Annotated in this window: 11 protein-coding genes and 2 tRNA genes; 9 read left to right on the plus strand and 4 right to left on the minus strand. The window is 59.3% G+C overall.

The window, feature by feature from the left end; translation table 11 throughout:
- Positions 1-48 precede the first annotated feature (48 nt).
- The 3 genes from ACP7AD_RS13545 to earP all read right to left on the minus strand — a co-directional run bounded on the left by ACP7AD_RS13545 (position 49) and on the right by earP (position 2920).
- A complete protein-coding gene (locus tag ACP7AD_RS13545) occupies positions 49-912 on the minus strand; it encodes a TIGR00730 family Rossman fold protein (protein ID WP_426148259.1) in 864 nt (287 codons plus the stop codon).
- 175 nt (positions 913-1087) lie between these two features.
- Positions 1088-1642, minus strand: coding sequence for an elongation factor P (gene efp / locus ACP7AD_RS13550; RefSeq protein ID WP_029525317.1), 555 nt, complete (start codon positions 1640-1642; stop codon positions 1088-1090).
- Between the two features lie 150 nt (positions 1643-1792).
- Complete coding sequence (gene earP / locus ACP7AD_RS13555; RefSeq protein WP_426148260.1) at positions 1793-2920, minus strand: elongation factor P maturation arginine rhamnosyltransferase EarP; 1128 nt, start codon at positions 2918-2920, stop codon at positions 1793-1795.
- Positions 2921-2963: 43 nt separating this feature from the next.
- On the opposite strand from earP, the gene uvrC reads away from it, so the two are divergent.
- The 9 genes from uvrC (at position 2964) to ACP7AD_RS13600 (ending at position 11350) form a co-directional block, all read left to right on the plus strand.
- Positions 2964-4904, plus strand: coding sequence for an excinuclease ABC subunit UvrC (gene uvrC, locus ACP7AD_RS13560; RefSeq protein WP_426148261.1), 1941 nt, complete (start codon positions 2964-2966; stop codon positions 4902-4904).
- Between the two features lie 85 nt (positions 4905-4989).
- A complete protein-coding gene (gene pgsA, locus ACP7AD_RS13565) occupies positions 4990-5556 on the plus strand; it encodes a CDP-diacylglycerol--glycerol-3-phosphate 3-phosphatidyltransferase (protein ID WP_426148263.1) in 567 nt (188 codons plus the stop codon).
- Positions 5557-5618: 62 nt separating this feature from the next.
- Positions 5619-6503 (plus strand): DMT family transporter, encoded by an 885-nt coding sequence (locus ACP7AD_RS13570; RefSeq protein ID WP_426148298.1) that lies wholly within the window; start codon positions 5619-5621, stop codon positions 6501-6503.
- 234 nt (positions 6504-6737) lie between these two features.
- On the plus strand, positions 6738-7844 hold the full coding sequence (locus ACP7AD_RS13575) for a tartrate dehydrogenase (protein ID WP_426148264.1): 1107 nt from the start codon (positions 6738-6740) through the stop codon (positions 7842-7844).
- Between the two features lie 250 nt (positions 7845-8094).
- Entirely contained in the window at positions 8095-8367 is a 273-nt protein-coding gene (locus tag ACP7AD_RS13580; RefSeq protein WP_011801034.1) for an HU family DNA-binding protein, read from the plus strand.
- 18 nt (positions 8368-8385) lie between these two features.
- Positions 8386-8461: transfer RNA gene (locus tag ACP7AD_RS13585), tRNA-Val, on the plus strand.
- Positions 8462-8540: 79 nt separating this feature from the next.
- Complete coding sequence (locus ACP7AD_RS13590; protein WP_426148265.1) at positions 8541-10475, plus strand: SurA N-terminal domain-containing protein; 1935 nt, start codon at positions 8541-8543, stop codon at positions 10473-10475.
- Between the two features lie 36 nt (positions 10476-10511).
- Positions 10512-10587 (plus strand) — tRNA-His (locus tag ACP7AD_RS13595).
- Between the two features lie 322 nt (positions 10588-10909).
- Positions 10910-11350, plus strand: coding sequence for a DUF1810 domain-containing protein (locus ACP7AD_RS13600; RefSeq protein WP_426148266.1), 441 nt, complete (start codon positions 10910-10912; stop codon positions 11348-11350).
- Positions 11351-11425: 75 nt separating this feature from the next.
- Here ACP7AD_RS13600 and ACP7AD_RS13605 read toward each other — a convergent pair whose 3' ends face one another.
- Positions 11426-12112, minus strand: coding sequence for an SOS response-associated peptidase (locus ACP7AD_RS13605; RefSeq protein ID WP_426148267.1), 687 nt, complete (start codon positions 12110-12112; stop codon positions 11426-11428).
- Between the last annotated feature and the right edge of the window lie 174 nt (positions 12113-12286).

Genomic DNA, 12286 nt, shown 5'->3' on the forward strand with positions numbered 1-12286 from the left:
GCATCAGGGCGGCAGGCCGCGCTGCCAGCGCCTGTCAGCCTGCCCAGCTCAAAGTTCGTAAAAGTTCTTGATCGCGTCCCAGGCGGCCTGTGGCTCATCGACATACTGGATGAAGTCGAGGTCTTGCGGCGAAATCGCGCCTTCCTCGATCATCACATCGAAGTTGAACAGCCGTTTCCAGTATTCGGTGCCAAAGAGAATGATGGGCACCGGCTTAGCCTTTTTGGTCTGCACCAGCGTGATGACCTCGAACAACTCGTCGAGCGTGCCAAAGCCTCCTGGAAAAGCCACCAGCGCCTTGGCGCGCATCATGAAATGCATCTTGCGCAAGGCGAAGTAGTGGAACTTGAAGTTCAGCGACGGCGAAATGTAGGGATTGGAGCCCTGCTCGTGCGGCAGCACGATGTTGAGCCCGACCGTCAGGGCGCCCATTTCCTGCGCGCCCCGGTTGGCCGCTTCCATGATGCCCGGGCCGCCGCCGGTGCAGATGAACAACTGCTCGGCCGACGGGCGCGGGTTGCTGTAGCCCGCCACGATGCGCGCGAACAGGCGCGCCTGGTCGTAGTACTGGGCGTTGCGCATGTGGCGCTGGGCGAGCGCCAGTGCGGCTTCGTCATCGCCTTGCTCGGCCAGGGCGAGCGCCGCCTCGGCCTGCTCGGGGGCTGGAAAGCGTGCGCTGCCAAATACCACGACGGTGTTTTCAATGCCCTGGGCCTGCTGGTCGATCTCAGGCTTGAGCATTTCAAGCTGGATGCGGATGGCGCGGGTTTCGCGCCGCAGCAAAAATTCCGGGTCGGCAAAGGCGAGCCGGTTGGCGTCGGGCCGTAAGGGCGCGCTGTCGCTGGACAGGGAATGCAGTTCAGCCCAGGCGTTGGCCAGGCGGTCTTCGGATAAGTCTTGTGTTTGTTCCATGAGCCTGTTTGGGTGGTGCGTGGTCCCTGTGTTTCACCACCGGGTCACGCTTAAAGGAGAGAGAAAAATGCGATGGGTAACGGGAACATCATAAGGACGGTTTGTTTCGCTTCCTGTCAAACCAACAAAAAAGGCTCCCGACGGGAGCCTTTTGACTGCGCAGGGCGATGCCTGATCAGACGCGCTTGCGGTATTCGCCGGTGCGGGTGTCGATTTCGACCACATCGCCTTGCGCCACGAAAATTGGCACGCCGATTTCAAAACCGGTGGCCAGCTTGGCGGGCTTGAGCACCTTGCCGGACGTGTCGCCCTTGACAGCAGGCTCGGTCCAGGTGATCTCGCGCTGCACGCTGGTCGGCACTTCGACCGAAATGGCCTTGCCGTCATAGAACACGACTTCGAGTTCCATGCCGTCTTGCAGGTAGTTCAGCGAGTCGCCCATGTTTTCGGCTTCGACTTCGTACTGGTTGTAGTCGGCGTCCATGCAGATGTACATCGGGTCGGCAAAGTAGGAATAAGTGCATTCCTTCTTGTCCAGGAAAACCTGGTCAAGCTTGTCGTCGGCCTTGAAGACCTGCTCGGTGTTGAAGCTGGCAATCAGGCTTTTGAGCTTCATGCGCACGGTGGCGGAGTTGCGCCCGCCGCGGCTGTATTCGGTTTTCAGCACGACCATCGGGTCCTTGCCGTGCATGATGACGTTACCGACGCGGATTTCTTGAGCGATTTTCATAGCAGTTTTGACTAGGGTGGACCGCAGGGCGCGTGCAGTTGTGATGCAGGTCCGCGGCGGGTTATAGGATCGGTTCCGGGACCAGTTATCTGGCCGTTCATGTCGTTCATGCGTTTTGCCCTCGCGGGCTATTTCGCAAAGCCCACGATTTTAGCGGTTTTTTGCCACAAAGTTAAGCAGGCTGCTTGTCAGGTCATTCTGGCGCATCAGCCGGGAGCGGGCCGCCAGGGCGCAGGCTTGCCAGTCCTGCAGGTCGGACAGCTGGACAGGAGCCGCTTCATGACCGGCGCCCGCCCGGTTCCATGCCTGGTAAAAGCGTCGCAGCGAAGGCGGCGCTTGCAGCATGTCGAGAAAGGCGTCCAGCTTGTCCAGGTGCGCCGCATCGTCCTGCGGGTAGATATGCCAGACAAACGGCTTGCCGGCCCAGAGGGCGCGCACCACCGAATCCTCGCCGCGCACAAAATTCAGATCGCAGGACCAGAGCAGATGATCGAATTCTGTCTGGCTCAGCCATGGAAGGTATGAAATTGATAGCTGGTTACGCCCGTGGATATTGCGCAAAAGGCATTTTTCATCATTGAATACTGTTTTCACTGCACTGGCGGCGCGGCCCGCCGCCACGAGCAGGCGCACCGGTTCCCCGCCAAGCCCGTGCTGCGCAAGCTGATTCAGCAGGCCCGGCAGCGCGACGGGTTCATAGCAGAACAGCGACACCAGCTTTCCCCCGCTGAACGCAATGCCTTGCGCGGCCAGCCAGGCTTGGCGGTCAAAGCGGGCTTGCCGGTCGTCCAGTCCGGGTTCGCACAGCAGGCCGCCGGTGGCTGCGGTGAAGCCCGGGTAGAAAAACCATTTGGTCCAGCCCGCCGCCGGGCCGCGCTGGACCCGCGAGGGCAGGGCATGGCAACGCTCGACATACGCCTCGGCGGACAGGTATTCAAGGTTGATCCACAAGGGTTTCAGGCCGTTTGCGCTTTGCTGGATTGCGCAAGCAGCTATGAATTCAGGAGCAGAATCACATCCAAACGCTTCGATCAGCACGTCGGCTGGCTGCGAAGCAAGGTTCGCTGCCCGCAGGTCGAGCGGCTGTGTCCATGCCATCACCTGAACATTCGGGCAGCCGCCAGGCGCCATCCAGGCCAGGGCGGAGGCATCGTCGACCCACAGGCGCACGCGGTGGCCGCGCGTCGCCAGGTCGGCCGCCAGGCGCCAGCACACGCCAATGTCCCCGAAGTTGTCGATGACTTTGCAAAAAATGTCCCATTGCAGGCGGTGATTCATCCAAGGATTGTCCACAATACGGCCAAACCGTTCCCTTGACACCATGACCCCAATCCACGAATTCGACCCCCAACTGCTCAGCGAAGTGGCGGCATTGCCGCCCTTGCCTGGCGTTTACCGCTACTTTGACGAGCAGGGCGGTGTGCTGTATGTCGGCAAGGCGCGCAACCTGAAAAAGCGCGTCACCAGCTATTTCCAGAAAAACCACGGCGGCACCCGCATCGGCCACATGATCACGAAAATCGTGCGCATGGAAACCACAGTGGTGCGCTCCGAGGCCGAGGCGCTGCTGCTGGAAAACAACCTGATCAAGACGCTCTACCCGAAATACAACATCCTGTTCCGGGACGACAAAAGCTATCCTTATCTCAAGCTGACCGCTGCCCAGCCCAGGCCTGAAGGCAGCGCGCCAATGGCCATCGCCTATCCGCGCATCGCTTATTACCGGGGTGCGGTGGAGAAAAAGCACCGGTATTTCGGCCCGTACCCCAGCGCTTGGGCGGTCAAGGACACGATTTTGTTGCTGCAAAAGGTGTTTCGGCTGCGCACCTGTGAGGACACGGTGTTCAACAACCGCACCCGGCCTTGTCTGCTTTATCAAATCAAGCGCTGTTCCGCGCCGTGCGTCGGCCATGTGACGCCCGAGCAGTACGCGCTGGACACGGCCAACGCCGAACGCTTCCTGCAAGGCCAGACGCAGGAAATTTTGAGCGAGCTGGAAAAGAAAATGCTCGCGCATTCCGACCGGATGGAATTTGAGCAGGCCGCCGAGTTGCGCAACCAGATGTCGGCGCTGTCGAAAATATTGCACCAGCAGTCGATGGAAATTGGCGGCGACAAGGATGTGGACATCCTGGCGGTGAAGGTCCAGGGCGGCAAGGCTTGCGTCAACCTGGCGATGGTGCGCGGCGGCCGCCATTTGGGCGACCGGCCGTATTTTCCGACGCATGTGGAGCATGCGGCCGACGTGGCCGCGCTCGATACCGAGCCCGATTCGTCCGTGGTTCCGGTGAAGGAAAAATCGCTGGAGGCGCTGGTGCTTGAGGCCTTTATCGCGCAGCACTACATCGACGTCCCGTTGCCGCCCACGCTGGTCGTCAGCGAGCCGGTCGACAAGGACCTGATGGCCGCACTTAGCGAGCAGTCCGGCAGCCGCGTCGTCGCCGTCCACCAGCCGCGCGAGCAGCGCCGCGTCTGGCTGGAAATGGCGCAGAAAAATGCCGGCCTGCAATTGGCCCGGCTGCTGGCCGAGCAGGGCTCGCAGCAGGCCAGAACCCGGGCGCTTGCCGAAGCGCTGGAACTGCCGATGGACAACCTGGACGCGCTGCGCATCGAGTGCTTCGATATTTCGCACACGGCCGGGGAATCGACCCAGGCGTCGTGCGTGGTGTTCAAGGAACACAAGATGCAAAGCAGCGAATACCGCCGCTACAACATCGAAGGCATCACCCCGGGCGACGACTACGCGGCCATGCGCCAGGTGCTGACCCGCCGCTACACCAAGCTGGCCGAGGCGGCGCGCAATGGCGAGGCCACGTTGCCCGATCTGGTGCTGGTCGATGGCGGCAAGGGCCAAGTGTCGATGGCGCGCGAGGTGTTCGTCGAGCTGGGGCTGGACCTGGGGCTGATCGCCGGTGTCGAAAAAGGCGAGGGCCGCAAGGTCGGCCTGGAAGAACTGGTGTTTGCCGATGGGCGCGAGAAGGTCTACCTGGGCCGCAATTCGGCCGCCTTGATGCTGATCGCCCAGATTCGCGACGAGGCGCACCGCTTTGCCATCACCGGCATGCGCGCCAAACGCGCCAAGGTGCGGATCGGCGGCAGTCGGCTGGAAGACATTGCCGGCATTGGTCCGAAAAAGCGCGCCAGCCTGCTGCAGCGCTTTGGCGGCGTACGCGGTATCGCGTCGGCCAGCGTCGAGGACATCGCAATGGTCGATGGCATTTCGACCGAGCTGGCCGAGGAAATCTACCGGGCGCTGCATTGACGGCGCACCACGGCGCAGGCTGCGGCGCACAGGTCGGCCGCAGCGCTTACGCAGCCGGTCTGCCGCGCATGCCAAAATCAGTGCCATGTTCCTGACCATCCCCACCCTAATGACCTGGACGCGGATTGTGGCAATTCCGCTGATCGTGGGGGTTTTCTACCTCGACATGCCGGCTGCGCAACGCAATCTGATCGCCACCGTGATGTTCGTCGTGTTTGCCGCCACTGATTGGCTCGACGGTTTTCTGGCCCGCAAACTTAACCAGACATCTTCCTTCGGTGCTTTCCTGGACCCGGTGGCCGACAAATTCTTGGTCTGCGCCTCGCTGCTGGTGCTGGTGCATCTGCAGCGTGCCGATGTGTTCGTGGCCCTCATCATCATTGGCCGGGAGATCGCCATTTCGGCGCTGCGCGAATGGATGGCGCAGATTGGTGCGTCGCGCAGCGTGGCGGTTCACATGCTGGGCAAGGTCAAGACCACGGTGCAGATGATCGCCATTCCTTTCCTGCTGTATGACGGGCGCCTGTTTGGCATCATCAACACGCCGGTGTGGGGCACTTGGCTGATCTGGCTGTCGGCCATTTTGACGGTCTGGTCGATGGTGTATTACCTGCGAAAAGCGATTCCTGAAATCCGCGCACGGGCCAAGTAGATTCTTCCTGTAGCAGGCTGGCCTTGAATTTTTCACCCTCTTCAAGTGCGCTCGTTCGCGCCATGCCGGCGGTCTTCGTGCTGATCTGGAGCACGGGTTTCATCGTCGCCAAGTTCGGCCTGCCTTACGCGCCGCCGCTGACGTTCCTGGTGCTGCGCTATGCGTTTTCCATTGCCTGCTTCCTGGTCTGGGTCCGGTTCAGCCGCGCCCGCTGGCCGCGCGACCGCCAGCAGTGGCTGCACCTGGCCCTGACCGGGGTGCTGATGCATGCCGGTTACCTGGGCGGCGTGTGGGTGGCGGTCAAGGGCGGCATGGGGTCGGGCCTGGCGGCATTGATTGTCGGCCTGCAGCCGGTGCTGACCGCGCTGTGGCTTTCATGGGCCGGCGCATCGAGTTCCTCCATGGCATCGAAAACGCAGGTCACACCCCGCCAGTGGGCCGGTCTGGTCTTGGGGCTGGGCGGCTTGCTGCTGGTGGTGGCCCGCAAATTCGGCGCCGGCAGCGAAGTCACCTTGCTGACGCTTGGCAGCACGCTTTTTGCGCTGTGTTGCATCACGGTTGGAACGCTCTACCAGAAGCATTTTGTCCAGCCGACCGACGTGCGCACCGCCAATGCGATCCAGCTGGCCGCCGCGCTGCTGGTCACGCTGCCTTTTTCCTTCATGGAAACCGAGGCGATTGTCTGGAACACTGAGTTCATCGGCGCCATGGCCTGGTCGGTGCTGGCGCTGACGCTGGGCGGCAGTTCGCTGCTGTACCTGCTGATCCAGCGCGGCGCGGCCACGGCGGTCACCAGCCTGCTTTACCTGGTGCCGCCCACCACAGCCGTGATGGCTTGGGTGCTGTTCGGCGAATCCATCACGCTGGCAACCGTTGCCGGCACGGCGCTCACGGCCCTGGGCGTCAGCCTGGTGGTACGGCCCGCGAAGCCGGCGGCAGCGGCGTAGTTCTTCAGATGAAGAGCCCTCAAAGTGCTCCACCAGAACATAAGCCAGCAGCCGGGTGTGGCGTGGCGAATCCTCACGGCAGTGCGCCACCGCTTGAATATCGGCCTTTCGCATCGCGTAGCTGGTCAGCACCCGCTCGGTTTGCCCGTCCGACTCTGTATCGCGCAGGAGCCTCGGCACTGCGGCTGGCGCAAGCCCTGGATTTTTTTAAAAACTGAAACGAAAAGGACCCATATGAACAAGAGCTTTGGCAAGAAAAGAATCGCCGTCATCGCCGGCGATGGCATCGGCAAGGAAGTGATGCCTGAAGGCATCCGTGTGATGGAGGCTGCGGCGGTCAAGTACGGCATCGACCTGCAGTTCGACCACTTCGATTTTTCCAGCTGGGATTATTTTGAAAAGCATGGCAAGATGCTGCCCGATGACTGGAAAGACCAGATTGGCGGACATGATGCGATCTACTTCGGCGCGGTCGGCTGGCCCGACAAGATCGCCGACCATGTGTCGCTCTGGGGTTCGCTGCTGCTGTTCCGTCGCGAATTCGACCAGTACATCAATCTGCGGCCTGCTCGGCTGATGCCGGGCATCATCGCGCCGGTCGTGCGGCGTGACGGCAGTCCGCGCCAGCCCGGCGAGATTGATTTCTACATCGTGCGAGAAAACACCGAGGGTGAATACTCCAGCATCGGTGGCCGGGCGTTTCCCGGTACCGAGCGGGAGTTTGTGCTGCAGGAGTCGGTGTTTACGCGCATCGGCGTCGATCGGGTGCTGAAATTCGCGTTTGAACTGGCGCAGGCACGGCCTAAAAAGCATTTGACCAGCGCGACCAAATCCAACGGTATTTCCATCTCCATGCCTTACTGGGACGAGCGTGTCGCCGAGATGGCGAAAAATTATCCGGACATACAGCTCGACAAGTTTCACATCGACATCCTGACGGCTCATTTTGTCCAGCGGCCAGAATTTTTCGATGTCGTGGTGGCGAGCAACCTGTTTGGCGACATCCTGAGCGACCTGGGCCCTGCCTGCACTGGCACCATCGGCATTGCACCGAGCGCCAACCTCAACCCGGAGCGCAAATTTCCTTCGCTGTTTGAGCCTGTTCATGGCTCGGCGCCGGACATTGCCGGGCGCGGCATTGCCAATCCCATAGGGCAGATCTGGTGCGGTGCCATGATGCTGGAATTTCTGGGACACAAGGATGCCCACGACGGCATTCTTGCAGCCATAGAACAGGTCCTCAGCGCCCAGAGTGGTGCGCCACGCACGCCCGATCTGGGGGGGCAGGCGGGTACGGCAGACGTTGGCAAAGCCATCGCGCAAGTGTTGATCGAACGGTAATACCTTGTGTTGTCAAACATGAAAATTAAAGTTCATGCTCCGCAACAAAATCAGAATTTGCCAAAACAAAGCTAGAATTCTGCCTCTGAGCTTAAATACTTGCGCCATGTTGACAGCCTGGAAGTCCATGGCTTTAATGGATCCAGAAACCAAGCTGTTCTGCCGCTCCTGCTAACACCGCACCGCCGCGTGCTGCGGAAACGGGTACTAAGCCAACCAGACCAACTGATCAAATAACGAGGTGCTTTTTGTGAACAAGACTGAATTGATTGAGCACATTGCCCAGAACGCCGACATTTCCAAGGCTGCGGCAACACGTGCCCTGGAGTCCACCATCAGCGCCGTGAAGGCCACGCTGAAAAAAGGCGGCTCCGTGTCCTTGGTGGGCTTTGGCACCTTTGCTGTCGGCAAACGCGCAGCCCGCACGGGGCGCAATCCCCGGACTGGCGATGCGATTAAAATCAAGGCAGCCAAGGTTCCTAAATTCCGCCCAGGCAAAGCGCTCAAGGATGCGCTGAACTGATGTAATGTTTTTACAGTGGGGTGCTTAGCTCAGTTGGTAGAGCAGCGCCTTTACACGGCGTAGGTCGGCGGTTCGAGTCCGTCAGCACCCACCACCCACTAAAAAAAGGCGAACTTGGGTTCGCCTTTTTTCGTTGTTGTGCCCGTCCGGGCCGTCACACAGGAAATTCGAAGATGTTTGATTTCATTCGCAAGCACACCAAGTGGACAATGGCGTTGCTGTTTTTGCTGATTGTGCCGTCCTTCATATTGGTTGGCATGAACAGCAACCCTTCCACTGAAAAAGGCCGTGTGGTGGCCAAGGTGGATGGAACCGAGATTACCCAGCCTGAATGGGATCGGGAGCATCTCGGTGAAGTTGACCGTCTGCGCGCCTCCATGCCGACGCTCGATGCCAAACTGCTGGATACACCCGAAGCACGCTATGCCACTTTAGAGCGTATGGTTCGCGACCGCGTTGTTGCCGTGGCTGCTGAAAAGCTCAAGCTTTCCACCAGCGATCAGCATCTTGCGCGGGAATTGCAGAGCAGCCCCGAGATTGCCGCCTTGCGTCGCGCTGATGGCTCGCTTGACATGGAGCGCTATCGCCAATTGCTCGGCGCCCAGGGCTTGAGTCCTGAAATGTTTGAGGCCAATGTGCGCTCTGATCTGTCCCGGCGACAGGTGCTGGCGGGTGTGACTGGCAGCGGCCTGGGCTCCAGTGTTGCGGCTGACCTTGCATTGAACGCTTTTTTTGAAAAGCGCGAGATCCAGCTTGCGCGATTCAATGCTGCTGATTACGCGGCAAAGCTGAGTCCCTCGGAGGCCGACATCGAGCAGTTCTACAAGGCCAATGAAAAACTTTTTCAGGCGCCTGAGCAGGCCAGCATCGAGTATGTTTTGCTTGACCTTGACACGGTGACAAAGAGTATTGCGGTCAATGAAGCGGACCTCAAGACGTATTACGAACAGAACGCCAGGCAATTGACGGGCGCTGAGGAGCGTCGTGCCAGCCACATCCTGATTACTGCTCCGGTCAGTGCACCTGCCGCGCAGCGCGAGGAAGCCAAAGCAAAAGCAGAAACACTGCTCGCAAGTGTAAGAAAAGCCCCAGATGCCTTTGCTGACGTGGCCCGAAAAAACTCGCAGGATCCAGGCTCTGCGCCCAGCGGTGGCGATCTTGACTTTTTTGGAAAGGGTGCCATGGTCAAGCCCTTTGAAGACGCTGTTTTTTCGATGCAGAAAGGTGACATCAGCGATGTGGTCGCGTCTGATTTTGGATACCACATCATCAAGCTGACCGACATCAAGTTGCCCAAACAACGCAGTTTTGAAGAAATGAAGCCCACGCTTGAAGCGGACCTGAAGAAACAGCAAGCACAAAAGAAGTTTTCCGAAACTGCTGAAGCTTTTTCAAATGGCGTGTATGAGCAGTCAGACAGCTTGAAGCCAGTGGCGGATCGTTTGAAACTGGAAATCAAAACCGCTGGGAATGTATTGCGTCAGCCAGTTGCAGGCGCAACCGGTCCGATGGCCAATGCCAAGTTTCTCAATGCGCTTTTCTCGCCTGATTCAATCGAGAAAAAACGCAATACCGAAGCTGTCGAGGTGGGGTCCAGCCAGTTGGCGTCAGGTCGCATTGTCCAGTACACCCCGGCGCGGACCTTGCCTTTGCCCGAAGTTAAAGAAAGCGTGCGCCAGCGCTGGCTGGCGCAGCAGGGTGCCGAAGAAGCCCGTAAGGACGGGACGGCCAGGCTCGCGGCCTGGAAGTCCGCACCCGCCACGGCGGCCCTGGCCGCGCCAATACTGGTGTCGCGCGAACAGAGTCAGCAGTTGCCGGTGCCGCTTGTCGATGCTGCGCTGCGTGCCGATACAAGTGCTTTGCCCTCCTTTGCGGGCGTTGACCTGGGGGCTCAGGGCTATGTAATCCTCAAAGTCAACAAGGTCGTGCCGCGTGATCCACCGGCCGACGCAGCAGCCAAGCAAGAGCGCAACCGGTACGGCCAACAATGGACCTCTGCCGAAACGCTGGCTTACTACAATGGTTTGAAAGACCGCTTCAAAGCAGAAATACTGGTAGCCAAGCCCGCAGTTGCCGAGCAAAATGCAAAAGCCGCCCCAAGCAGGTAAATAATGCTCTCTTTACCGTTATAATTTCGCCCTACGGTGGCTGTAGCTCAGTTGGTAGAGTCCAGGATTGTGATTCCTGTTGTCGTGGGTTCGAGCCCCATCAGCCACCCCAGTATTTAAAACCCAGCATTCCTGCGGCATGCGGGTGCAAACTTCTAAAGCCTCTTGAAGCAATTCAAGAGGCTTTTTTTGTTGGCCAATCGAAGTACAAAAGTGGTGGTAATACTTCTTGCAACCTCAGCAACCCCTCAGGTTCTTTCCCCGGTTATATCAAGGGGGCGCTGGGGTGTAAGTCTGGGGACTGGGGTGGTCTGGGATCTGGAATAAAGCCTGAGGCGGTAGGGTCTGAAATAGGGGAAGAAAATTGTTGATCGATGAATTTCGTTTTTCTTTTGTCACGGTAGCAACTGATCTCAAACAGGAGTCGAGTCATCGTGGATAACAACCCGGCATCACACGGTCTGGAGCGGTTCATGGCGGCGCAGGACCGCGTCTATGCCTCTGTCTGCGAAGAACTGGCTACGGGAAGCAAGACAAGCCACTGGATGTGGTTCGTCTTTCCTCAATTCAAGGCGCTAGGCCGAAGCAGCATCGCCAAGCACTTTGGCATCGAATCAAGGGATAAAGCGCTGGCCTATTGGCAGCACCCCGTCCTTGGAAGGCGTCTCAAGGAATGTGCAGAACTTGTTCTGGCTGTTGACGACAAGACGGCCCATGAAATTTTCGGCTCGCCAGATGATCTTAAATTCAGGTCCTGCATGACGCTTTTTGCACAGGTCGCCCCGGATGAGAAGGTTTTTAGCCTGGCGCTACAACGCTTCTTCGGCGGGCAGCCTGATGAAAATACGCTCAAGCTGCTTGAGGGGGTTGGTTGAATGCCGATGCCAAGCTACATGGCCAAGGCAAAATTTCTCGGCTGCGCAGCATCGACATGCACATGAATCTGCGTATCAATCGCCGTCGCCAAAGAGATCTTTGCTGGAGGACTTGACCGCAACGTCAGCTTTCAGCTGGTCACTGGGATAAGGCTGCATGAACGCCAGCGTCTGTTCCACCGGCATCGTGAGCCAGTCCAGATAAGCGCCGTCGGGCAAGACCACCACCATTCTTTTTTCATCCTTGGGCTTGTGATAGTGCTTCATCAGCGGGTGGGTATCGGCATTGATGGTCAGCATCGCAAAGCTGTGGACCACTTCGCCGGAGGGCGACTTCCATCGAGACCACAAGCCTGCCAGGCCGATCGGCTTGCCGTCAGCGCGGCTGATGCGGGTCGGCACGGCCTTGCCGCTGCGCCAGTCCGGCTCATAAAAGGCATCGACCGGAATGATGCAGCGCTGACCGTGGCGCCACGCATCCCGAAAGCTCGGCTTGCTGGCGGCCGTCTCGCTGCGCGCGTTGTAGGTTCGCTTGCCGATGGACACGTCCTTGGCCCAATGCGGGATCAGCCCGAACTGGCCGGACAAGGCTTCGCGTTCAGGCACAGCTTCGTCGTCGGCGTCGGCTTCAGGCGGGCGGCGTATCAGGCTGGCCATGTACAGGGGCCAGACATCGGATCGGCCCGCATTCGCCGGTGGCTCGACATCAAAATAACGTTGGTAACGCTGTCGGTCATGGACCGCTTCATAGTGGGCGCACATGCGTTTATCGTAATGGGACGCGCCGCAAAGTACACAGCAAAACGCCGGGGCTGCGACTTGTCCCCGCTCGCTGTGGCTTAGCTTGTGGATAAGCACAGGGACAAGTCTCGAGAACGGCGCCAGTGCTGGGCTGGCGGGCGATGCTTAAAAAACAGGCGGACAAGGTTGCTCGGG

The sequence above is a fragment of the Polaromonas sp. DSP2-3-2b2 genome, assembly GCF_049895905.1.
Taxonomy (GTDB): Bacteria; Pseudomonadota; Gammaproteobacteria; order Burkholderiales; family Burkholderiaceae_C; genus Polaromonas.